This is a genomic window from Burkholderia sp. A2 (genome assembly GCF_001729305.1).
GTDB lineage: Bacteria > Pseudomonadota > Gammaproteobacteria > Burkholderiales > Burkholderiaceae > Burkholderia > Burkholderia sola.
Map to the genome: position 1 here is coordinate 106,615 of NZ_LZXX01000046.1, position 23,411 is coordinate 130,025.

Consider the following 23,411-nt stretch of genomic DNA (forward strand, 5'->3'; position numbering starts at 1 on the left):
CATGTCGCCGGTTGAGATCGTGGTGCTCAGCACAGCTGCGTTCCCACGTATGCGCGGCCGCCGGGGTGTGCACCCTGCGCTTCGTCGGCGGCGTGCTGTCGTGCTTCCGGTGCCGACGGTGCGGGGAAATCGAGCGTCGTGTCGTGAAACGCCAGCAGTTCCTTGCGATGCGCGACGCTGACGACCGTGGCCTGAGGCAAACGCTCGATCAACAGACCGTAGAGTTCCTTCTCGCTCTGGCTATCGAGCGCGGACGTGCATTCGTCGAGGAACACCGTGGACGGTTTGGCGAGCAGCACGCGCGCAAACGCCACGCGCTGCTGCTCGCCACCGGAAAGCCGTGTGCTCCAGCGGTCCTCGACATGGAGCAAGCGCGCATAGGCCGACAATCCGCATGCGTGCAGCAGTGCCTCGCATTCGCTGTCCGGGTACGCCGACGCGTCGCGCGGATAGGTCACGGCCGCCTTCAGCGAGCCCGGCGGGATATAGCTGCGTTGCGGCAAGAAGAACGTGCCGGCTGCCGGACGCACGATCGTGCCTTCACCGTAGGGCCATAGGCCGGCCAACGCGCGCAGCAACGTGCTTTTCCCGCACCCCGAGCGACCGCGCACGAGGCACCGCCGGCCGGCTGGGAGCACGAAATCGGGCACGCGCGACAGTATGTCGCCGGACGCGTCGCGCAAGACGAGCCCGCTCGCGGCGACCGCTCCAGTGTGGCTTTCGTCCAGCGCGATTTCCTGCCGCGGCTCATGCTCGCTCACGTGCAGGAATTCGCGCAGACGGTTGGCCTCCGCACGCCACGACGTAAATCCCGGATAGGCTTGCCAAAAAAATGCCAGCGACCCCGTGACGGAATTGAATGCGCTGTTCGATTTCATCAGCCCGCCGAGCGTTAGCCCACCCGACATCAGCTGCGGCAGCATCAGCAAGGTCGGAATGATTGGAACGACCGAACTGAACTGACCGACGACATTGGTGAAGAACGAGAGGCGCGTATTCACCCACAGCGTCGCGTAGAGATTCGATACCACGAAGCGAAACGATGCCTGCAGACGCCCATGCTCGGACGTTTGCCCCTGAAAGAACGCGATCTGTTCCGCGAATTCACGCACGCCCACCATAAGCACGCGAAAATCGCCCTCGACACGATGCTGTCTGGCCGTCAGCGTGATGAGCCTGCGGCCCAGATAATGCGTCGCCGCGAAAATGACGCCGGTGTAGGCAAATGCGGCGAACACCAGATAACCGTGCAATACGTACGACGATCCGCCGACATGCATCTGCAACGGGCCGCCCATGCGCCACAGCACGACGCTGAACGATACGATGCTGACCGGCACTGAAAGAAACCCGAGACCCAGCAGCAGCGTGTCGTTGACGAACAGCTTCACGTCCTCCGCGATACGCTGATCGACGTTCTCGAGTTCCCGGTCGCGTTCGATCCGATAATAGTTGTTGCGGGCGAGCCATTTGTCGGCGAGCCACGTCGTGAGCCACCGGCGCCAGCGAATCTGCACGATTTGCTGCAGCACTGCCCCGGTAATATGCACGACCGCGCCGGCCATCGCCACGAGCAGGAAACGCACGAGCAGCTCCGGCAGCACGTTGAATCGGGAAGCGCCGATCGCATCGTAGAACGTGCCGGTCCAGTTGTTGTTCCACAGCATCACGTACGTCGTGGCCCAACTCGACCCGAGCACGAGCATCAGCAATATCAGCGAGAAAACGCCTTCGCGCGTACGCCAGTAAGGGAACAGCAGTCGCCATACCGACGGAAAATGGCGGCGCGCTTCAGCGTCTTCCGCGCGGTCCATTGGAGAAGCACCGTTCACCGTCATGGGCGCGCCTCGGGCGGTTGCATCACGAAGTTGATCTTGTTGAGGCCGCCGCCCTGAAGCGCCGCGAGAATGGTCGCGACCTTGCCGTACTCGACGTGCTGATCCGCGTTGATGTTGACCGCTGGCGGCTCGCCCTTCGCCGCGGCCTCGGCCACGCGCGCCTTCAACGCCGCCTCGTCGACCGGTTGCTTGTTCCACAGCACCGTCTTGTCGGCGGTGATCGACAGGTCGATGTCCTGCGTTCTCGACACGGCCGGCTGCGCGGCCGCCTGCGGAAGATCGACCTTCACCGCCTTGTTGATGACGGGCAGCGTCACGATGAAGATGATCAGCAACACCAGCATCACGTCGATCAGCGGCGTCATGTTGATGTCGTTCATGACGCCTTCGTCGCCGCCGCCATCGGTAATCATTGACATGACGGGCTCCTTCAGGCGGCCAGATTGGGCGTCGCGCGCTTGGTCGCGGCCGGTGCGCCGACCGGCCGGCTGGCGTCGGCGCGGGCCTTCGCGCCGGTGACGAAATACACGTGCAGCTCATGCGCGAAGCGGTTCAGCCGATGGCTCACGCGCTTGTTGCCGCGGTTCACGTAGTTGAAGCCGAGCACCGCCGGAATGGCGACGAACAACCCGATCGCCGTCATCACGAGCGACTCGCCCACCGGGCCGGCAACGTGATCGAGGCTGGCCTGCCCCGACATGCCGATCGCCATGAGCGCGTGATAGATGCCCCAGACGGTGCCGAACAGCCCCACGAACGGCGCGGTGCTGCCGATCGAGCCCAGCACGGCCAGGCCGTTCTGCAGGCGTGCGACTTCGTCGTCGAATGCGTTGCGCAGCCCGCGCGCCACCCATTCGCTCGCGCTCAGGCTGCCCTGCATCGACGGTTCGTTGCCCGCATGCTGTTCATTCGCTTCGCGCCCGGCAAGCACCAGCGCACGATAAGGATTGTCACCGCGCTCGCCCAGCGCCGCGATGCCGTCGCTGATCGACGCACTGGACCAGAAACCCGTTTGCGCGCGCTTGCCGAGCGATTCGAGACGCCGATTGGAAAATCCTTTCGTCAGTATCACGAACCACGAGACGACCGACATGCCGATCAGGAAAACGAAGATGAAGCGGGTAACGAAGTCACCCTGTTGCCAGACGTTGGCGATGCCATACTGTTCCATGTGTTGCTCCGATTGGTGCGGGTTCAGTCGTTCAGGTTGAATGCGATGGGTTGGGAAGCTTCGACCGAGCGCGCGATGCCCGCGGTCTCGTACGGATGACAGCGGCCGGCACGGATCGCCGCGACGGCGGCCGCGTCGAGCAGCGGCGAACCGCTGCTCTGCGCCACGCGCGCGGACGTCACCGCGCCGTCGGTGCCGATGCTCAGATGCACGACCACGGTGCCCTCCTGTTGCAGCCGCCGCGCTTTCGCCGGGTAGTCGGGTCGCGGCATCTGGCATCCCAACTGCTTCAACTCGCCCGCACTGATTTGCTTCGGCGCGTCCAGCAGGTTCGGCCCCGGCGCGGGTTGCGCGACAGGTTGGGCCGGCGCCGCTTCAGGTGCGGGATGCGGCTCGGGCGCCGGCGCGACCGGCCGCGTTTCGGCGGGTTTCGGCGCCTCCAGGGGCGCCGCCTCCACCGTGCGCGGGCTCGGCGCGTGCGACGCCAGCACATGCGCCTTTTCCGGCTTCGCCGGCGCCACGGGTTTCGGTGGCTCGGTGCGCGGCTTGGGCGGCGCAGGCGGTGTCGGCACGGGCCGCGGCGCCGGCACGGCGACCAGTTGCACCTGCACCGTGCCGCGCGCGGGACGCCCCGCCTCAAGCCTGAGCGTCACCGCGCTTTGGTGGACCGCGACGTACAGCCCCAGCGCATGGGCGAGCAGCACCCCTGTGGCACACGCGATGCGGCGTGTGCGCGCATAAGGCGCCTGGGACGTGTTCTCGCGCACGGCGATGTCGTCCCAGGGGCGGCCGGGCAAGGAATCAGAAGTCATAGGTTCCGGTCAGCATGACCGTCCGCTCCGGACCCATCGGAATCATGGCGGCCGACGTGCTGCTGTAGTAAAGCTTGCGGTTGAACACGTTCTTGATCGAAAGATTCAAGCCGTACCCCTTCTTCCGATAGAACACGCCGAGATCCGTCTCCACCTGACTGGGGATGCGGTACGCCGAGCCCGAGCCGATGTACTGCCCGCTCGCGAAGAAGAGCCCCGCGCCGACTCCGAAACCCTGGAGCTTTTCGGTCTGGAAGTTGTAGGTCGCCCACAGGCTGGCACTGTTCTTGGGCAGGTTCACCGCCAGCTTGGAGTTCGGGGGCTGCACGAAGTCGTTGTACGTATAGCTGCCCACCACATTGACGCCGGGCAGCGGCTGCCCGGTAATCTCCGCTTCGAATCCGCGGCTCACGGCGCCGCCGGCAGGAAGAGAGAAGCCGCGATGGGCCGGGTCGGCAACGTTGTAATTGCTGAACGAGGTCCGGTAAGCCGAGGTCGTGATGGCCAGCTTGTCGTCCAGCAGGTTGAACTTCATGCCCACTTCGACTTGCTGGCTGATTTGCGGGGGGAGCACACCGCCACCGAATTGAAGCGCCGTGCCCGGCTGGAAGCCGCGGTTGTAGCTCGCGTAGGCCGCAACCTCGGAGGTCAGTTCGTAGAGCAGGCCGAGGCTCGGGCTATAGGCGTTCTGATGGCTTCCCGGTGGCGGGGTACCGGCGTAGGTCGCATGTGTCAGATAGGTATCCCGGCGCACGGACGCGAGCGCATGGAAATTCTTATAGGAAAACTGATCTTGTAGATATAAGCCGGTTTGAGTGAAGTAGGTAGTGCCATTCGGCATCACGTTTCCCGTGTCGGAAGACGGAAGAGTAAATGAGCCGAAGACATTCGGAATGGAAATGAATTTCGATGTCGTGGTGTCAAACTGATGCTGGCTGTAGCGAAGAACGTCCCAGCCCGCAATCACCGTATTTTTCGCAGCGCCGATATCGAACTTGGCTCGCAGGTAATTCTGGAAGCTCCAACTGTAGAAATCCGAGACCGAATCGAAGTTGTGGAACAACGTGCCGTTGGTCGCCGAGAGCGGCGTCGCCGTTGTCCAGGCTTGCTGCGTTTGTTGGGTCCGCGTATAGGAACCCTTGCTCACGAAGGTCAGCGCCGTGCCGAGCTTTTGTTCGAGGTGAACGAAAATATTGTCCGTTTGCGCGCCGAAATGGTCGGACGGCGTGCCCAGCGGCCTGTCGATATAGTTTCGATAGATGTCGCCCTTGGCATAGCCGACGGTGAATGGGGGAACCGGCTCGCGATTGACGGTGCGCTCATAGCCCACCGTCAGATCCGTGGTCGAATCCTTCCATTCCAGGGTCGGGGCAAAGTAGAAATTTCTCTCGCCGTCATATCCCATCGAATTCTGGCCGACCCGTTCACCCGAGATGATGAAGCGATACCGAAGCTTCTTGTCGGCGGTGATGGCGCCCGTGCTGTCCAGCGCGATCTGCTCGCTGCCGTAGGAACCGTAGCCCACCTGGATTTCGTGGAATGGATCGGCCTGAGGCGTCTTCTTGACGATATTGATGGCACCCCCCGGCGGGCTGTTGCCGTTCACGATCGCCGACGGGCCCTTGACCACTTCGACGCTCGAGATGGCGATCGTCGGCGTGACGTTGGGGGCCGCCCCGACAGTCGCCAATCCGTCCGATGTGAGGTTTTGCGCTACAAACCCGCGAATCGTGTAACTCGGCACACCAAGCGGCCCCGGCCGCGTGACGACACCGGAAGCGTTCCTCAGCACATCGGAGAGCGACTGGGCGGCCTGGCTCTGGATCACCGCCGCGTTGATGACGCTGACCGATTTCGGCGTCTGGCTCAGCGGCACGTCCGAGCGCGCATAGGTAGACGACGATTCCGCGACGAAGCCGGTACCGCCGGAGTCCCGGCTGGCCGCCACGCTGATGAGCGGAAGCGTGGTATCGACAGGCCCCACGGAGGCTGCCGCCGCTGCCGCCGACGCCGCAACGGGCGCAGCCGGCTTCGCAACCGCCTTCTGGATGGTCAGGCCGCCGCTACCCGTCGCGACGAGGTCGAGGCCGGTGCCTCGGAGCGCTTGTCGAATCGCGGCCTCGGCGGTGTAGTTCCCCTCCACGGGCGACGATTTCAGCGATTGCACGAGGCCCGCGTCGTAGCTCAACCTCACGTTGGCCGCCTGCGCGATTTCGACCAGCGTACGGTCCAACGGACCGCTCGCGAGATGCCATGACTGCCGGGCAGTCTGTTGTGCATGCACCGACGCCGCCATGAAAACCTGTGCAACGGCGACCGCGATGGCAACCCCTGATGCCTGGCTCGAGATAGCCCGGCGTGTTCTGATGTTGAGCTTCACGTTTGAACCACTCCCTTGTCGAATGTATTGGCTCTTCGTCCGTTCTGTCAGTATTCCTACGCGTAATCGCGTCATCATCGTGTCGCAAAGTACCGTCATGCTTCCAATCGGGCTTCGGTCGGCCTCTTGCCCGAACGCGTCATCGATGAAACAAGTCTATCGTCCGGGCCTGGAATGTTTTTTTGAAACAATTCGCTTGCGCTGCCCGTTTTGGAATTCCATTCCGCGGTTTCCGCCGCGCCGGTGAAATTCCGTCCTTCTCCGTCCTTGTCGATAAATTGCTCAGCCCGCGCGGTCACAGCATGTAATCGAGCGGTAATACGGTGGTCTGCTTAATGGTCTCCATCGCGAAGCTCGAACTGACGTCGAAGATATCGACCGCCCCAATCAAACGCCTGTATACGCTGTCGTACGCGTCGATATGCGGCACCACCACCTTGAGCATGTAGTCGATGTGCCCGCTCATGCGATGAACCTCCACCACCTCGGGAATCGTCGCCACCACGTCGCAGAAACGCCGCAACCACGCGGCGGTATGTTCCGCGGTCTTGATTTCCACCAGCACGGTCACGCCCACGTTGAGCTTCTTCGCGTCCAGAAGCGCCACGCGACGCGCGATCACGCCGTCCTGCTCGAGCTTCTGAATGCGTCGCCAGCATGGCGTCGTCGAAAGGTTCACGCGGTCGGCGATCTCCGCCACCGAGAGCGTGCTGTCCTGCTGCAGCACGGACAATATGGACTTGTCGATAGCGTCGAACACACTTCCTCCACTCGAGTGCACGGGTTGATGTCGAGCGATTCGATGCGCTCTTATTTACCTTGTGCAACGAGCGGCGAAAAGTGACACCGCAAATCGAAAAAAATTCGGAGGGGGGCTGGAGCGGCAGCTGCGGTTTCAGGCAGGTGTGGCGACGGCGAGCATCTTGCCGTACAGATTCAGGGAAAACCCGAGGCTTTCGGCCAGTTGCCGGAGTGCGGCCGGCGCGTCGTCGAGCGGAAAGACGCCGCTCACGCGGCGCGACAGCGCGGCCTCCGGGAAACGGATATAGCCGCCGAAGTAACGGCCCAGGGTTTCGATCACGTCCGGCACCGCGCGGTCGAGCACGACCAGCGTGCCGCGTGTCCACGAGAAGATGTCGGCCGACGTTTCGGGCATGCGGGCGATCTGTCCGCCCGACAGGGACCATGCCGATCCATCGGGTACCCGCAAGCGGCGCCCGCGACGCACGGCGAGCACCGCGTCGCCGCCTTGCACGGCCACGACGGTATGCAGGCGCAGAACGTCCACGCTCACGCGCGCCCGCTCGGTGCGAACCACGCCGTCGCGGGTGGTCACGACGACAGGCTGATAGCCTGCGCGATTCGGATCGGTTGCAACCTGGCCGGCGGCCAGATAGAGGTCGGCTTGCTCACGTGCATGGGTATACACCCGCGTGGCCGCGCCGGCCGTGACCGAAACATTGCCGTCGAACTGAACTCTTTGTGGGACCACATCGCCATTGTGGTAGTCCGCGTCGAGCGAAAACGTCGAAATGAGCTGGCGCGTGCCGATCCCGGCGAGCACGATGCCGCCCAGGCCCGCGCCGGCTTTCAGCCAGCGTCTGCGATGATGCGACGGCTCATCGAGCGCCCGCCGCACCGCCGCACTCGACGTGCCCTGCAACGGGCCGAGCCTGCCGAGCCGCTGCTGCAGCCGCGCCCACGCTTCTTCGTGAGCCGGATCCGCGCGCCGCCATGCCAGGAATGCATCGCGCTCGTCCGGCGAAAGCTCGCCGGAGCGCAGCCTCACTTCCCAGTCAATCGCCTCTTGCGCCACTGGATCGAGCGTGGAGTTACCGTTCATGAGCGTCAATCAATCGAGGGCGAACGGCCGTGCCGCACACGCGGCCCGTTGCCGAGCCGCTAATTCCGGAACACGGGTTTCGCGCGGAGCATAACATGCCGCATTCAGCGCGTCGCAACGAACGATGCGGCGAAATACGCGTGGATCAGGTGCGTAATCTCTGGCCTCGCGGCGCGGCGGCCTCAACGCACGGTGGCCGCGACCGCCGCTTCCCGTTTCGCGTGCAGGCGCAACGCGGCCCACGCGATCCCGGCCGCGAAGATCGCGACCACGCCGCCGAACGTGCCGATCCACGGCAACCCGAAGTCGCTCGCGATATGGTTGCCGAGCAGCGCGCCGGCGCCGATCCCGACGTTGTACAGCCCGGAGTAGATCGACACGGCCAGGTCGGTCGCCTCCGGCGCAAGCTTCAGCACCCACGCCTGCATCGCCAGCCCGAAACAGACGATCGCGCCGCCCCACACCAGCGTATGCACGGACAGCGTGACGATGTTCAGTGCGCTCGGAAACAGGATCAGCAGGCAGCCCGACAGCGCGACGATCGACGCCAGCAGGAAATCGTCGGGCCGGTGCGGATAGACGCGATTGAAGCAGACCGCGGCCGGCAGGCCGGCGACGCCGAACAGGATCAGCACGTACGTGATCCGGCTGTTGCTCGCATGGTTGACGCTCTGCACGAACGGTTCGATATACGTGTACGACGTGAAGTGCGCGGACACGACGAGCACGGTGATCGTGTACAGCGCGACCAGCGCCGGCTTGCGCAGGAACACCCCGATGCTGCTCAGCGACCCGGCGCCCTGGCTCGGCAGCAACGGCAACGTGGCGCGCAGCAACAGCAGCGTGACGCCCGCCGCGCCCGCGATGATCAGGAACGTGACGCGCCAGCCGAACGCCTCGCCGATCACGCGGCCGAGCGGAATCCCGGCCACCATCGCGATCGCGGAGCCCATCGCGATCAGGCTGAGCGCGCGGCTCTTGCGGTCGCTCGGCGCGAGCCGCACCGCGAGCGGGATCGAAATCGACCAGAACACCGCATGCGCGCACGCGATGCCGAGCCGGCCGATCATCAACAGCGTGAAATTCCACGCGACGCCGGTCACGACATGGCTGCCGACGAACACCAGCAGCGCGACGCTCAATAGCTTGCGGCGCTCGACGTGCCGCGTGACGAAGGTCAGCGGCAGCGACACGACCGCGACGGCCCACGCGTAGATCGTCAGCATCAGGCCGACGTCGGTCGGCTGCATGTGCAGGCTGTCGCCGATCGCGCTCAGCAGCGCGACGGGCACGAATTCGGTGGTATTGAAGATGAAGGCGGAAAGCGCGAGGGCCAGAACGCCCGACCACGATTGTTCGGAACTGACGGCGTCGGAGGTTGCCATACGGGGATTCGACGAAGGTTGGGCGCGCGGGCGGCCCGCCCGGCGCATCGGCGCGATTGTACCAGCGCCGTTCGACACGCTGCCGCCAGGCGCGGCGCGTGCGGTGCGGGACATGGCGGTGACACGGCCGCGCGCCGATAATGTGACGAACCGGGTTTTGCCGACGATTTGCCCGAAAACTATCGGGCCAGGAGATTTACATGCGCATTGAAACGTCATTTCTGTTCGATCTCGACGGCACGCTCGTCGACAGCGTCTATCAGCACGTACTCGCGTGGAAGGAAGCGCTCGATGCCGAAGGCATCGAACTGTCGGTGTGGCGCATCCATCGCAAGATCGGGATGAGCGGCGGCCTGTTCCTGAATCAGTTGTTGCGCGAGACGGACGGCGACATCGACGCCGACCGTGTCGAGCGGCTCGCGCGGCTGCACGCGGCCGCGTACCAGCGGCTGCGCGCGCAGGTCCGGCCGCTGCCGGGCGCGCGCGAGTTGCTGGCCGCGCTGTCGAACGCCGGCATTCGCTGGGCGATCGCGACCAGCGGGCGGATGGAAACCGCGGCGATCAATCTCGAGGCGCTCGGCGTCGATCCGGCGAAGAACGTCGTCGTCACGCGCGATCAGGTGAAGTATGCAAAGCCGGACCCCGACCTGTTCCTGACCGCCGCCGCGAAACTGAACGTGCCGATCGAGCATACGGTGGTCGTCGGCGACAGCATCTGGGACATGCTCGCCGCGAGCCGCTGCCGCGCGCTGGGAGTCGGGCTGCTGGCCGGCGGGTACGGCAGCGACGAACTGGAACGCGCGGGCGCGCTGCGCGTGTACGACGATCCGGCGGATCTGCTGTGGCATCTCGACGAGATTGCCGCGCGACCGTAGGCGCCGGGGGGCACGCCCGGCTTCGTCCGGCCGGGCAGCCGCGCGTGATCGTTCGCGGCGCGGCTGCCTGTTTCGATTCATCGAATCGAAACAATCCGGATTGCCATTGACGATCGCGATTTAAAATATTTTTTACCGATGCTTGTTTTCCCGTGTTTTTAAAACAGCCGGGAAGATTCTTGAAAAAACGAATCACCTCTCATATAACAAATACACCTCGCCTCCGGTTCACGATCGCAGTATCCGGATCGTGAAAGTGCGAGTGCCATACGGAGCCGAACCGCCCAGCCGGCGCAACCCCGCGTAGCCAGAAATTCTGTGCATGATATGGGGTCTGCATCGCGATACTGCGTCGCGGCGCCCTTTTCGCCATTTATTCGGGGCCCTATAAATGCGCACGGATCTTTCGCCTTCATAACGCTTCGACAGAAGCATTACATCGATTCATTCAATCGCACGAGCGCACGTATCGGCCGCGGAGCATTTTCGCGCCGGCGTTTCGTGACGGCGTGCGCTGCCGCTCGATCGGCGGGCATTGTTTTGTCCGGCTTGACGGAAATGGACGACGCGAGGATTTCGATGAATCAGATCAGCGAACAGGCAATCGCCGGCATGCGCGCGCCGCATCCGGAGCCCACCCTGCCTATCCGCGTGCTGCATGGCGAGACGGTGAGCGACTACGAGCAGAAAGTGCAGGCGACCTACGCCGGCAGTCCGGACGACTGGCGCAAGGCGATCGGCGAGTACCTGTTGTTCCAGTTCGGCGTCTACGACGATCCGCGCTCCACGCCGCCGATCTCGCTCGATGAATCGGGCATTCGCTACTTCGAACGTCAGCTTCGCCTCGCGGGCTTCGACGACCCCGTTCCCGCACGCGTCGAGCGCATTCTCGACATCGGCTGCGGCTGGGGCTACATCCTCAAGTATCTGGCGGGCCGCTTCCCCGGTTGCATGCGCCTAGACGGTATCAACGTCAGTCGCGAGCAACTCGAGTACTGCGCACGCTTTCATGCGCGGCACGGGCTCGCTGGACGCATCAACCTCTATCAGTGCAACGCGCAGGACGTCGACCGACTGCCCGATCCCGCGGCGCAGTACGATCTCGTGATCATTCGCGGCGTGATCTCGCATTTCCCGAACACGCTGTACGAAAAGGCCATGCGCGCACTGCATGCGCGCGTGCGCGGCGGCGGCTCGGTGATCATCTCCGATAACCTGTACAACGTCGCACTGAGCGAGTACGAGTCCGACACGCCGGACGAGATCGACCGGATCGCGTGCAAGCACCGGAAGACGCCCGACTATTTCAGACAGGTGCTGATCGACGCCGGGTTCGCGATCCGCGACATGCGCGTGCTGCCGTCGAACATCGACGTTGCGCGCTGGCTGATGGACGCCAAGGCCAACATCGACCGCCATTTTCCGCACCGCGCGCCGGACACGCTGGAGGAATTGCGCGTGCTCGCCGAAAACTGGTCCGTCGCGCTGATCAAGAACAAGGTGTCGACCTACAGCATCGTCGCGGTCAAACCGGACGCGTAACCCGGAGATCCGCATGCAAGCATCCGGAACGCCACACGCCGCCAGCGCTGCGCCGAGCACGACGCAAACGCTGGTGCTGCCGCTGCCGCGTCTGTCGCTGCCCGTCGCGCGGCACCCGCAGTACGAAGCGATCGAGCAGCAACTCGCGATCGACGACTATCCATACATCCTGCGGCACTATCGCAGCGACGCGGCGGCGCGCCGTTTTCTCGCGCAGCGCATTCCCGCGTATGGCAGCCTGTGCTATCCGAATGCGCGGCCCGATCGCGCGTACACGATCCATCGCATGATGAACGTCACGACGCTGATGGACGACGCCTTCACGCATCTGGCGCGCACCGGCGACCAGGCGGGGCTCGACGCGTTGCGCGATCATTTCCTTGCGGCCGTCGACGGCACGCCGCCGCCGGCCGATGTGCCCGCCGCTCGACTGCTGCACGACACGCTGCGCGCGATGCACGCCCGGTGCGACGCGCGCCCGGCCTTTTGGCAGCGGTTCGTCGAATGCGTCCGCGCGCAGATCCGCACGCAGGCCGATCCGACGGCGACCGACGCATCGCGCCTGTCGCTCGCCGACTATCTGGCGTTTCGTCGGGTCGAGGGCTTCGGCCACTGGATCACGCTGCTCACCGAATACGCGCTCGACGTCGACATGGGGCAGCGCCTCGCGCAACACGCGGCCCTGGCCGACGCGCGGGACAAGACGATCGATTCGGTGATCCTCGTCAACGACCTGTTTTCGTTTCGCAAGGAACGCTCCGCGCACGAGCGATTCAATGCCGTCTGGATCCTGATGCGCGTCGAGCAGTTGAACGTCCAGGCGGCGCTCGACCGGCTGGCAGCGCTCTGCACGTCGAACGAGCGCCGCCTGATCGACGCGCGCGAAGCGGTCGCGACCGGCGTGCTGGCGGACGACCCCGACACGCAGGCCTACGTGACGGAACTGGGCTACATGAGTGCGGGCAACGCGGAATTTCACGCGTTCAGCACCCGCTACCACGGCGACGATCTCGGCGGCGGCCGCTTCGCCGGCGGCGAAATCGCGATGACGGCGCTGCCGACACTCGAGGAAATCGCGGCGGCCGACCGGCAGGCTTCGCACCGGTGACTGGAGACGCGCATGCACGCATCGATCCCTGTTGTGCCCGAACCCGCCGCCGCTTCGCGACATCGCTATCCGGACGGCTGGTTCGCGCTGGCCTACAGCCGCGACGTCAAACGCGGCGCACTGGTCGTCACGCGCTTCATGGGCGAGGACGTCGTGCTCTATCGGACGGCATCCGGCCTGATTCGCGCGATCGCGCCACATTGTCCGCACCTCGGCGCGCATCTCGGGCATGGCGGCGTCGTGCGCGGCGAGGAGATCGTGTGCCCGTTCCATCACCTCGCATTCGCGCCGGACGGCACCTGCGTGCGCGCCGGGCGGGACGGCAAGCCACCCGCCGCCAGGCTGCGGCAGCGCCACGTGCGCGAATGGAACGGGCTCGTGCTCGCGTGGCACGACCGTGCGGGCGCGCCGCCATCGTGGTCGCTGCCCGAACTGGACCTCGACGGCTATTCGCGGCCGCGCGGCGCATGCCATACGTTGAACGGCAGCCTGCAGAATCCGGCCGAGAACGGCGTCGACGTCAACCATTTCAGCCCGGTGCACGGGTGGTCGAATCCGGTGCTCGAGCCGCCGCAAGCCGATGGCCACCGGATGACGATGCGCTCGACGCTCGTGCTGCTCGGCCAACGGCTGCTGCTGGACATCACGATGCACGGCCTGGGCTGCATGGCCGCGCGCATGGAACTGCCGGACCTCGGGCTGCACGCGCGGGTCGTGCTGTTCCCGACGCAGATCGAACCCGATCGCTGGACCTGTCGCGAATTCGTCGCGCTGCGCGTCGAACGCGTGTCGGCGTGGCCGTCGCCGCTGCGCCGGGCCGTGCACGAGATACTCGTGAGCGCCGCGTACCGATTGTGGTTCGTGCCGCAATTCAAACGCGACCTGCTCATCTGGGATCACCGCGACTACGACGCGCGCCCGACGCTGATGGCGGGCGAGATGCCGATCATGACGTTCCGGCGCTGGGCCGCGCAGTTCTATCCGGCGGCCGGCGGCAACGGGATCGACGGACAAGGCGACGTCGTGCCCGCAGCCCCCGCGCACGCCGATCGGGAGTTCGCGCGATGAGTGCCATGCCGATGCAGGCGCGCGCGATGCATGCAACCGGCCCGGTCGACGAAACCGCGCCGCTGCCCTATCCGGACGGATGGTTCGCGCTGTGTTTCAGCCGCGAGCTGAAGCCCGGCGCCGTGCTCGCGACGCCATTCATGGGACGCGATGTCGTGCTGTACCGGACGGCATCCGGCGTCGCGTGCGCGGCCGACGCGTATTGCCCGCACCAGGGCGCGCATCTGGGCCACGGCGGCACGGTCGACGGCGAGCAGATCGTCTGTCCGTTCCATCACTACGCGTATGGCCCCGACGGCCGGCGCACCGGCACCGGTTGCACGAAAGGCGGCCAGGCGCTGACGCTTCGCACCCGGCATGTGCGCGAGTGGAACGGCTTCGTGTTCGTGTGGCAGAACGCCGATGGCCTCGCGCCGACGTGGGAACTGCCGGAAGTCGACATGACAGGCTTCTCGGCGCCCGTCGGTCAGGCTTTCACGCTGCGCGGCGTGATGCAGAACCTGCCGGAAAACGGCTACGATCTCGAGCATTTCGGCGCACTGCACCGCTGGAAGGACATGAAGCCGCATGCGCCGGTGATCGACGGCCCGCGCATTTCGATGCAGGTGGACATGGCATGGAAGAACATCAAATGGAGCACGCTGATCGGCGTTCATGGCCTCGGCTGCGTGTCGTCCGACCATGAAATGAAGGCGATCGGCCTCGAAGCGAAGATCTTCGCGTGCGGCGTACAGATCGCGCCGCTGCGCTGGACCTTCCGGGACGGCATCTCGTTCCGCTTTTCGTGGCTGTCGCGATGGCCGGCCCCGTTGCAGCGGATCGTCTACGCCGCGCTCGGCCGGTTGCTGCACCGACTGTGGCTGGTGCCGGTGTTCAAGGAAGACATCATGGTGTGGAGCAATCGCGACTACACGGGCTACGGTACGCCGGTCGCAGGCGACGGGCCGTATCCGGTGTTTCAGCGATGGGCGCGGCAGTTCTATCCGGGCGAGGGTCGGCCGGCGGCGCAGCGGTGCGACACGCGTGTGGACGCGTTCGCCGAGAAATAGCGGGAGCCGGCGGTTGCGTCACTGACGAACTGGAACGCTCCAGCGCACTCCGCATGTACGACGCTCTGACTCCGCGGCATCTGGCACTTCGCACACCTCCAGATAGCGCAACCGGCGTGCAGGCGTCAAGAATGACCCGCCATATCCGTAAAAAATCGACATCGGGCCTCGCGGCCGGCGCAAAGAGCGGGACGCGTACAACGCCAGAATCGACGCTGGCTGCGACCCGCGCCTGTACGTTTTCCCGTGTTTTCAAGTCGCCAACGAATAACGCTCGTGCGTGAATATCTTTTGACCAGTAAATTTCCGCAATCCGATAACCTTAATTTTAAATTATCGAACAGACACGCCCCCTTAATTATTAAATTCAATTACAAGAACATTCCCCCAGAGGCCTGTTCCCGCACTTCTGCATCCGCGTAGACTAAACCGGTTTCGATGAAAGAATACCCGCACCCACCTGCAAGTTAACTTGGAACTCGGCAGGCTGTAGCAGAAGGCGGAAGCGCCGAGGCAGCAGGAATATGCGGCCGCCGTAGCCGATATCGAGGCCGTATGGAGCGGGACACGCCACTTGGCTTGATTTGCTCTTCGCCTCGGGCGGAAGCCGTGTCCGTGTCTTTTCGACCGTCGAGTACGCAGGCTGATGTAACAGTTGTTTTCATTGTTGCCGCTCCATTTTTTGAATATTTATTAATTTGGCACCATCTTATTTCAAAAATTACTATCAAAAACCCTATGCAGGAAATCAAAAAAGTTCCGTATTATGTAATAAAAACATCATCGATTCCATTCTCAATGCCAAAGTGGAAGGAATATGCTGGCACCAACGGATGTGTTCCCTTGAATACACCGTACGGGATTTGCATGGACAAGCTTGCTCCGGGCGAAGCCAAACCCTTCAAGCCTCCTGAGCCCGAACCAGCAAAGCCTGGGACGATGAAAGCGCCAGCGCCGGCAAAGCCACCTCCACCCAAGCAAGCGTCATCTAGCAAGTCGTCCGAACCAGCCGACGCGGAAGATTGCGAGAGTCCACCTCCCTTCGATCTGCTGGATGTTCCGGAGGCTATGGACCGAATGAAATGGCCTGTTGCGGCCAAGCTCGCCAGACGATGGTTCGGGGGCCCCAAGCATGTTTGGGACAACAGCTTCAAAACGGACCAGCCGTTTGACAATACCACTGTCACCCTTGATTGGGCCCTCAAGTTCGGGAAGGTCAAAGAGCGATACGAGGAGCTTATCTCGAAAAATATTTACAACGAAAATGCCATGGCAAGGTTGAGAGAACTGCTACGGCATGTGGTGAAAGAAAAGTTCGCATCTTCGGTAGCCTTCGATTTTAAGACGGTCGGCGACAAAGGCAATCCCGTCGAGTTTTGCAGGAAGTGGCAATTTCAACTCGTCAATGTTTCGAGCTTTGATACGACGGGAGGTCTCCCGTATGCGCCGACAGATTTGACTGCCGCTCTGGCTAACTTCAACATCTATGCCGCCATCGGGCGCGTGGAGTTTTCTGGAGACAGATATTACAAATACGACAATCATAACCAGACCAAATCCTATTGCACCGACTTGATCGCGTCCATAACACACGTTTACGCCTACATAAAAGACAGTTACTCCTTCAATGACGGGAAGTCCCCATCGAGCAGCCAATATTTGGGGCACTGGAATAAAAATGGCATGATCATCACGAACGGAGGACGAATCAGGGAGCTTCTATATCGAACCGGCGTCAGCTCGAACCTTGGAGACTCTCTCGAAATTGATTCGAGAATTAAATGGAAATATCTGATCGGTGATTTTCTGGATAAACCCATAGATACCCGGAAAGGCCTAGCCAAGAAATTCAGAGCCTGTGATGTACACTATCCTGTTTTCAACAAAACCTACAACGATTGGAGAATCAAGCATAATCGCGGAGAGGATTTCGTGATATATTCTCAATTTCGATATCTCAAGTTGACAAACCCCATTAAATTGAGCTTGGGCGAAATATGCAGGCCACCAGAAAAAATCTAATCGCGCTCGCGCTCATTTTGGCGCTGGCGATCCCGTCTATAGCGTTTCGGAAATCATATGGGGGTTGCGAAAACTATACCCAGGCGCTTAACGGGGGAACGAAAGAGTTCGAGGGCGAGAAATACAAAATCGAGCTGTGTGGCGCACGTCGCTCCTTTGGCGACGGCGACGAAATTCGGCTCCGGGTGATAGGCCCGGCCGGGGACGTGCTGGCGGAGCGGTATTTTGCGGTGCGCACGATCAACGATGCAGCCCCTCGGGAACTGGAGTACGGCGACGACACTATTTTCTACTACGACCAATCGAAGTCGTCTCCATTACGGTTCATCGCCATGCCGCCATCCAGGATGGACGGGTGGACGGCGCGAATACCGTTGCTGCAACGGCTTATCGCATCATTTTTATAATTTCGAGAGCAAGCAATCAGACGCCCTGCGTCACACCGTCCGCCTGACCAGCATCGTCCGGATCTCCGAAATCGCCTTCGTCGGATTCAGCCCCTTCGGGCACACGTCCGTGCAGTTCATGATCGTCCGGCAGCGGAACAGCCGGTACGGATCCTCCAGATCGTCGAGCCGTTCGGCCGTCGCCAGATCGCGCGAATCGGCGATGAAGCGGTACGCCTGCAGCAGCCCGGCCGGCCCGACGAACTTGTCCGGATTCCACCAGTAGCTCGGGCACGACGTCGAACAGCACGCGCACAGAATGCATTCGTACAGCCCATCGAGCTGGTCGCGCTCTTCCGGCGATTGCAGCCGCTCGCGCGCGGGCGGCGTCGTGTCGTTGATCAGGTAGGGCCGGATCGAGTGGTACTGGTTGAAGAAGTCGGTCATGTCGACGATCAGGTCGCGCACCACCGGCAGCCCGGGCAACGGCCGCAGCACGATCTCGCGCGGCAGCGTCTGCATGTTGGTCAGGCACGCGAGGCCGTTCTTGCCGTTGATGTTCATCGCGTCCGACCCGCAGATCCCGTCGCGGCAGGAACGCCGATACGACAGCGTCTCGTCGTCGCGCTTCACGCGCCCGAGCACGTCGAGCAGCATGCGGTCGTCCGGGTTCACGTCGATCTCGTAGCGCTGCATGTAAGGCGCCGTGTCGCGGTCGGGGTCGTAGCGGTAGATATGCAGGGTGCGCGGATCGCTCATCGGTTCCTCCCGGCGCGAGCCGGCATGGGTGGGTTCAAGGGATGCTGCGGGACGACTGTCGCGGCCAACGGCGCCGCAAGCGCCACGCCGGTCAGTCGTCGTCCACGCGCTTGTCGATCAGATAGCGGCCGCGCTCGAGCCCCGCACGCAGCGCCTCGACCTCGGTCAGCCATTCGGGGCCGGCGGCCTCCGGTACCATCAGCTCGATGCGCGCGCCGTTGACGTACACCTGTACCTCGTCGCGCCATGCGCCGCGCTCGTTGGGTCGCGCCCATACCAGGATTTCGTGGCCGCGATACGGGTCCCGAACCTGTGCGTCCTGTTGATGTGCCACGGTGGCCTCCTGTCTTATCTGCGATGGCGATGAAAAAAATGCGCACCGCATGATCGCCGTGCGCGCCGCCGGCCTCGCGCGCACGCGCCGTGCCCGGCCGGCACGCTGCTTGCGTCCCTTTTCCGCATCGAACCGTTACCGGCCCGCATCGCGAAGCGCCGGAAGGGATGCACATCATGATCGGCCACCTCGAATTGCTTGGACGCCTGCTGCTGGCCGCGCTGCTCGGCAGCGTGATCGGGCTCGAACGCGAACGCCTGAACTGGGCCGCGGGGCTACGCACGCACATGCTGGTGTGCGTGGGCTCCGCGCTCGTGATGCTGGTGTCGACGTTCGGCTTCGAGGACGTGCGCGGGCAAAACGGCGTCGTGCTCGATCCGTCGCGGGTCGCCGCGCAGGTCGTGTCCGGCATCGGCTTTCTCGGCGCGGGCTCGATCCTGCTGCGCGGCGAAGTGGTGCGCGGGCTGACGACGGCCGCGAGCCTGTGGGCGGTGGCCGGCGTCGGGCTCGCCGCGGGCGGCGGCATGGTGGTTGCATCGGTCGGCGCGACGGCGATCGTGCTCGCGATCCTCGCGGGCGTGAAGCCGCTTGAGCGCCGCTTCATCGCGCAGCGCCAGCAGCGCACGCTGCTGCTCGTGGCCGAACGCGGCGGCCTGACGCTCGGCACGCTGCACGAGGCGCTCGGCCCCGGCCGCGTTCGCGTGAAACGGTTCATCGTCCAGCAGTCGGACGACGATCCGGACACCGACGACATCTCCGTCTCGTTCTCGCGCACGAGCGGGCCGGAATTTGCGGCGATCTGCGAAACGCTGCAAAACATCGCGTGCGTCCGGACCTGTCAACCCGACACCTCGTCAAGGAGTTTCGTGTGACTCAGACCGACCTGCTCTCCTATCTCGTGACGAGCCAGCTCGCCGCCCGCATGCGCAGCGGCGCGTGGCTCACGACCAGCCAGCTGGTCGGCGCGTTGCGCGCGTGGCTCGCGTGCCGACACGCCGAATGCGAGTGGCTCGACCGGATCAGGATCGCGCACGCGTCGGCGACGATCGCGCAGGAGATCTACGACATCGCGATCACGCACGGCGATCCGCACAGCGGCGAGCGCGTGCGGCTCGACGCGGATTCGCCGGAATTGCAGGCGCTGCGCGCACGCTGCGACGCGCTGTTGCAGCGGATCGACGGCGGCCGGGACGTCGGCGCACGATGATCGTGCCGGACCGCGTGCCGCGCGCCGACGATCGGCGCGTCGATACCGCGCCGGCGGACGGCCCTTCGCGGCACGGCCTGCTCGAACAGGGGCGCAACTGCGACACGATCCGCCATGCCGACCGATTCGCGATGCTGGTCGACGGCGACGCGTATTTCTCGACGCTGCGCGCCGCGCTGCTGCGTGCGCGCCATACGGTGTTCATCGTCGGCTGGGACGTGGACAGCCGGATGCGGCTCGCGCCGGGCGGCGCCGACGACACGCTGCCCGACACGCTCGCGGCCTTCCTGCACGCGCTCGCGTCCGCCCGCCACAACCTGCGCATCTACGTGCTCGCGTGGGATTTCGCGATGATCTATGCGCTGGAGCGCGACTGGCCGCCCGTGTATCGGGCCGGCTGGCAGGCACATCGGGGCATCCGGTTCCGGCTCGACGACGCGCACCCGCGCGGCGCGTCGCATCACCAGAAGCTCGTCGTGATCGACGACCGGCTCGCGTTCGTCGGCGGCCTCGACCTGACGCGCGCCCGCTGGGACACGCCCGCGCATGCGGCCGACGACCCGCGCCGCCGCGACGAGCACGGCATGCCGTACGGCCCGTTCCACGACGTGCACGCGATGTTCGACGGCGACGCGGCCGCCGCGATCGGCGAACAGGCGCGAGCCCGCTGGCTGCAGGCGTGCGGGCGCCCGATCGCGATCCGCGCGCAGCGGCATCTCGACCGGCCGGACGACCCCGATCCGTGGCCGCCCGACGCGCGCGTCGACGTGCGCGACGTGCGGCTCGGCATCGCGTACACCGCACCGCGCCACGGCGGCCGCGAACCGATCACGCAGGTGCGTGCGCTCGTCGAGGACACGATCCGCGCCGCGGAGCGGCACCTGTATGTCGAAAACCAGTACTTCACCGCGGCGGTGGTGCGCGAAGCGTTGTCGGAACGCCTCGCCGACGCGCACGGGCCGGACGTGACGGTCGTCGCGCCGCGCGTGCAGAGCGGCTGGCTGCAGGAAGCGACGATGGGCGTGCTGCGCGCGCGGCTGCACGCGACGCTCGCGTCGGCCGACCGCTTCGATCGCTACCGGCTGTTGTATCCGCACGTCGACGGGCTCGGCGACGGGTGCGTGAACGTGCACAGCAAGGTCGCGATCGTCGACGACGAATGCATCGTGATCGGCAGCGCGAACCTGAACAACCGCTCGATGCTGCTCGACACCGAATGCTGCATCGCGCTGGTCGCGGGCGGCGATGCCCGCGTCCGCGCGACGATCGCCGGCATGCGCGAGCGGCTGCTGGCCGAGCACCTCGGCACGACGCCCGCGGCGGTGGCCGACGCATTCGCGTGCGGAGAACGGCCGAACGTCGTACTCGACCGGCTGCGCGCGAAGCCGGGCCGCACGCTGCGCACGCTCGACCCGGCCGTGTCGCCGCAATTCGAGGCGCTCGTGCCGGTCAGCGCGCGGCTCGACCCCGAGCAGCCGATCGAGCCCGACCGATTCGTCCGCGAATTCGTGCCGCACGAGCAGCATCGCTCGCTCACCGCGCGCTTTTTCGTGCTGGGCGCGGTGGTGCTCGCGATCGCCGCGCTGGCGCTTGCGTGGCGCTTCACGCCGCTGGGCGCGCACCTGAACGTCGCGTCGCTGTCGCGCGCGGTGGCCGGCATCGCGCGGCTGCCGGCCGCGCCGGTGCTGCTGCTCGCGGCCTACGTGATCGCCGCGACCTTCGCGGTGCCGATCACGCTGCTGATTGCCGCGACGGGGCTCGTGTTCGGCGCGTGGCCGGGCTTCGCGTATGCGGGCGTCGGCTCGATGGCCGCAGCCGCCGCGACCTACGCGCTCGGCCGCTGGCTCGGGCGCGACGCGGTGCGCCGGCTGGCCGGCCCGCGCGCGAACCGGCTGAGCGAGCACATCGGCCGGCGCGGCGTGGTCGCGATGGCCGTGCTGCGGCTGCTGCCGATCGCGCCGTTCACCGTCGTGAACCTCGTCGCCGGCGCGTCGCACATCGGGCTGCGCGACTACCTGATCGGCACCGCGCTCGGGATGCTGCCCGGCATCGTGCTGACGGTCACGTTCGCGCACCAGTTGACCGCCGCGCTCAGCCACCCGGGGCCCGGCGCGTTCGCGTGGCTCGCGGCGATCGGCCTCGCGCTGGTCGGCGTGTCGATCCTGCTCGTGAGGGTGCTGCGACGATGGCGCTGAGCAAAGGTCCGGCCCCGCCGCCGCACGTCGTCACCGCCGACGCGGCGCCCGCCGCCGCGCCGGGCGGGCGCGACCTGCGGATCGCGACCTACAACATTCACGGCGGCTACGGCGCCTGGCCGGCGCGCGCGGTCGACCGGATCGCGGCGGTGATCGACGAACTCGATGCGGACGTGATCGCGCTGCAGGAAGTGCCGCTCGGCGGCACGCGTGCGCCCGACGTGCTCGCGCACCTGCGCGACGCGACCGGCATGCATGCGGTGGCCGGCGCGACGATCGATACGCCGGAGCGCCGCTACGGCAACGCGGTGCTGTCACGCTGCCCGATCCGCGCGGCGCGCACGCTCGACCTGTCGTTCCATCCGCGCGAGCCGCGCGGCGCGCTCGACGCCGACATCGATTGCAGCGCGGGCCCGATCCGCGTGGTCGCGACGCATCTCGGGCTGTCGGCCAGCGAACGGAGCGCGCAGGTGCAGCGGCTGCTCGCGGCGTTCGATACGGGCGCGATGCCGGTGATCCTGCTCGGCGACATCAACGAATGGTTCGTGCGCGGCCGCGCGCTGCAGGCGCTCGTCACGCGGTTCCGGCGCGCGCCGGCGCCGCGCACGTTCCCGACCGTGTGCCCGGTGTTCTCGCTGGACCGGATCTGGATTCATCCGGGCGAGCTACTGGTCGACGTGGCGGTGCATCGCAGCGCGCGGGCGCGGCACGCGTCCGACCACTATCCGCTGGTGGCCCGGATGCGCGCGACGCCGGCGACGGGCACGGTGCTTGCGCGGTAAGCCGTTTTTCGATCCGACGGAGGCAGCTCATGCGAACCGACGCACTCGACGGAAAGGATCTCGACTACTGGTGTGCACGCGCGTTGTGCGCCGACGACGAAGACACGCTGCGCTTCACGGCCGTCGCGCCGACCGTCGTCGTGACGGCCGCGTGCGACGCGTTCCGGCACCTCGACGCGCCGTTTGCGCCTTCGGCATCGTGGGCCGATGCGGGCACGGTGCTTGAACGCGTGGAGGACCTGCGAATCGCCCGCCACGGCGACGACGTCGAATGCGACGCAACCTTCGTCGACGGGCCGTCGACGTGCGGCGCCCACGGCCGCGATGCGCGCGTGGCACTGCTGCGCGCGTTCGTGCGCGCGCGCTTCGGCGACGAGGTGGACGAGCCGCCGCCGTTTCCGCACCGGATCGAACATGGGGCGGTGGTGCGGTATGACCCGGGTGTGCCGATTCCGACGTCAGATGACGATCCGGCGACGGGAGACAGTTCGGATATCCGCTCGGTACCACGCATGTAGATCATGCGCGAGTCCGGCGGTCATGTAAAAACGACAGGCCCTTTCCGGCCGGCTTTCCGCACACGCCGTGCCCGCAGGGAATCGCGCAGCAGGCACGCAGGTTGCGACGCACCGACGGTTACCGCTCGCCGCCGCCC

The 23,411-nt window shown here is 65.1% G+C and carries 23 protein-coding genes; 12 read left to right on the plus strand and 11 right to left on the minus strand.

Annotated features, from left to right (window positions below; all coding sequences use genetic code 11):
• Positions 1-26 precede the first annotated feature (26 nt).
• From A9Z05_RS04085 to A9Z05_RS04120, 9 genes are all read right to left on the minus strand, one after another.
• The gene (locus A9Z05_RS04085) at positions 27-1,838 is read right to left on the minus strand and encodes an ABC transporter ATP-binding protein/permease (RefSeq protein WP_069616979.1); all 1,812 of its coding nucleotides are present in this window, start codon (positions 1,836-1,838) and stop codon (positions 27-29) included.
• Positions 1,835-2,257 carry a biopolymer transporter ExbD gene (locus tag A9Z05_RS04090; RefSeq protein WP_069616980.1) on the minus strand — a complete coding sequence of 141 codons (423 nt, stop codon included), beginning with the start codon at positions 2,255-2,257 and terminating at the stop codon, positions 1,835-1,837. The genes A9Z05_RS04085 and A9Z05_RS04090 overlap by 4 nt, the downstream gene beginning before the upstream one ends.
• Before the next feature lie 11 nt (positions 2,258-2,268).
• Complete coding sequence (locus tag A9Z05_RS04095; RefSeq protein WP_027810027.1) at positions 2,269-3,009, minus strand: MotA/TolQ/ExbB proton channel family protein; 741 nt, start codon at positions 3,007-3,009, stop codon at positions 2,269-2,271.
• A 23-nt stretch (positions 3,010-3,032) separates the two neighbouring features.
• Positions 3,033-3,776 (minus strand): energy transducer TonB, encoded by a 744-nt coding sequence (locus A9Z05_RS04100; RefSeq protein ID WP_256121835.1) that lies wholly within the window; start codon positions 3,774-3,776, stop codon positions 3,033-3,035.
• Between the two features lie 34 nt (positions 3,777-3,810).
• Entirely contained in the window at positions 3,811-6,201 is a 2,391-nt protein-coding gene (locus tag A9Z05_RS04105) for a TonB-dependent receptor (protein ID WP_084044106.1), read from the minus strand.
• Positions 6,202-6,296: 95 nt separating this feature from the next.
• Positions 6,297-6,500, minus strand: coding sequence for a hypothetical protein (locus tag A9Z05_RS37145; protein ID WP_124503071.1), 204 nt, complete (start codon positions 6,498-6,500; stop codon positions 6,297-6,299).
• Positions 6,497-6,961, minus strand: a complete 465-nt coding sequence (locus A9Z05_RS04110) for an Lrp/AsnC family transcriptional regulator (protein ID WP_012336653.1) — start codon at positions 6,959-6,961, stop codon at positions 6,497-6,499. Before A9Z05_RS04110 ends, A9Z05_RS37145 begins: the two co-directional genes overlap by 4 nt.
• Before the next feature lie 135 nt (positions 6,962-7,096).
• Entirely contained in the window at positions 7,097-8,044 is a 948-nt protein-coding gene (locus tag A9Z05_RS04115) for a DUF4880 domain-containing protein (RefSeq protein WP_069616983.1), read from the minus strand.
• Positions 8,045-8,226: 182 nt separating this feature from the next.
• Positions 8,227-9,429: a sugar transporter gene (locus tag A9Z05_RS04120; protein ID WP_069616984.1), complete on the minus strand. Its 1,203-nt coding sequence runs from the start codon at positions 9,427-9,429 to the stop codon at positions 8,227-8,229.
• A 200-nt stretch (positions 9,430-9,629) separates the two neighbouring features.
• Between A9Z05_RS04120 and A9Z05_RS04125 the strand changes: the two genes are divergently transcribed.
• From A9Z05_RS04125 to A9Z05_RS04150, 7 genes are all read left to right on the plus strand, one after another.
• Positions 9,630-10,304, plus strand: a complete 675-nt coding sequence (locus A9Z05_RS04125; protein WP_050013954.1) for an HAD family hydrolase — start codon at positions 9,630-9,632, stop codon at positions 10,302-10,304.
• 579 nt (positions 10,305-10,883) lie between these two features.
• On the plus strand, positions 10,884-11,846 hold the full coding sequence (locus A9Z05_RS04130; RefSeq protein ID WP_069617021.1) for a cyclopropane-fatty-acyl-phospholipid synthase family protein: 963 nt from the start codon (positions 10,884-10,886) through the stop codon (positions 11,844-11,846).
• Positions 11,847-11,859: 13 nt separating this feature from the next.
• Entirely contained in the window at positions 11,860-12,954 is a 1,095-nt protein-coding gene (locus A9Z05_RS04135; protein ID WP_069616985.1) for a methyltransferase type 12, read from the plus strand.
• A gap of 12 nt (positions 12,955-12,966) precedes the next feature.
• Positions 12,967-14,022 carry a Rieske 2Fe-2S domain-containing protein gene (locus tag A9Z05_RS04140; RefSeq protein WP_069616986.1) on the plus strand — a complete coding sequence of 352 codons (1,056 nt, stop codon included), beginning with the start codon at positions 12,967-12,969 and terminating at the stop codon, positions 14,020-14,022.
• A complete protein-coding gene (locus tag A9Z05_RS04145; protein WP_069616987.1) occupies positions 14,019-15,071 on the plus strand; it encodes a Rieske (2Fe-2S) protein in 1,053 nt (350 codons plus the stop codon). The genes A9Z05_RS04140 and A9Z05_RS04145 overlap by 4 nt, the downstream gene beginning before the upstream one ends.
• A 555-nt stretch (positions 15,072-15,626) precedes the next feature.
• Positions 15,627-17,093, plus strand: coding sequence for a DUF6402 family protein (locus tag A9Z05_RS34025; RefSeq protein ID WP_256121836.1), 1,467 nt, complete (start codon positions 15,627-15,629; stop codon positions 17,091-17,093).
• The gene (locus A9Z05_RS04150; RefSeq protein ID WP_069616988.1) at positions 17,069-17,500 is read left to right on the plus strand and encodes a hypothetical protein; all 432 of its coding nucleotides are present in this window, start codon (positions 17,069-17,071) and stop codon (positions 17,498-17,500) included. The genes A9Z05_RS34025 and A9Z05_RS04150 overlap by 25 nt, the downstream gene beginning before the upstream one ends.
• Positions 17,501-17,530: 30 nt before the next feature.
• Here A9Z05_RS04150 and A9Z05_RS04155 read toward each other — a convergent pair whose 3' ends face one another.
• Positions 17,531-18,238 (minus strand): succinate dehydrogenase/fumarate reductase iron-sulfur subunit, encoded by a 708-nt coding sequence (locus A9Z05_RS04155; protein ID WP_069616989.1) that lies wholly within the window; start codon positions 18,236-18,238, stop codon positions 17,531-17,533.
• 91 nt (positions 18,239-18,329) lie between these two features.
• Positions 18,330-18,572, minus strand: coding sequence for a DUF6566 family protein (locus A9Z05_RS04160; RefSeq protein WP_069616990.1), 243 nt, complete (start codon positions 18,570-18,572; stop codon positions 18,330-18,332).
• Between the two features lie 176 nt (positions 18,573-18,748).
• Between A9Z05_RS04160 and A9Z05_RS04165 the strand changes: the two genes are divergently transcribed.
• Genes A9Z05_RS04165 through A9Z05_RS04185 form a run of 5 tightly spaced genes read left to right on the plus strand, consistent with a single transcriptional unit; the run spans position 18,749 to position 23,274 of the window.
• Complete coding sequence (locus A9Z05_RS04165; protein WP_041492325.1) at positions 18,749-19,444, plus strand: MgtC/SapB family protein; 696 nt, start codon at positions 18,749-18,751, stop codon at positions 19,442-19,444.
• Positions 19,441-19,779, plus strand: a complete 339-nt coding sequence (locus A9Z05_RS04170) for a hypothetical protein (RefSeq protein WP_069616991.1) — start codon at positions 19,441-19,443, stop codon at positions 19,777-19,779. Before A9Z05_RS04165 ends, A9Z05_RS04170 begins: the two co-directional genes overlap by 4 nt.
• A complete protein-coding gene (locus A9Z05_RS04175) occupies positions 19,776-21,974 on the plus strand; it encodes a VTT domain-containing protein (protein WP_069616992.1) in 2,199 nt (732 codons plus the stop codon). The genes A9Z05_RS04170 and A9Z05_RS04175 overlap by 4 nt, the downstream gene beginning before the upstream one ends.
• On the plus strand, positions 21,965-22,756 hold the full coding sequence (locus A9Z05_RS04180) for an endonuclease/exonuclease/phosphatase family protein (RefSeq protein ID WP_069616993.1): 792 nt from the start codon (positions 21,965-21,967) through the stop codon (positions 22,754-22,756). Before A9Z05_RS04175 ends, A9Z05_RS04180 begins: the two co-directional genes overlap by 10 nt.
• A 29-nt stretch (positions 22,757-22,785) precedes the next feature.
• The gene (locus A9Z05_RS04185) at positions 22,786-23,274 is read left to right on the plus strand and encodes a phage protein NinX family protein (protein ID WP_069616994.1); all 489 of its coding nucleotides are present in this window, start codon (positions 22,786-22,788) and stop codon (positions 23,272-23,274) included.
• Positions 23,275-23,411: the final 137 nt, after the last annotated feature.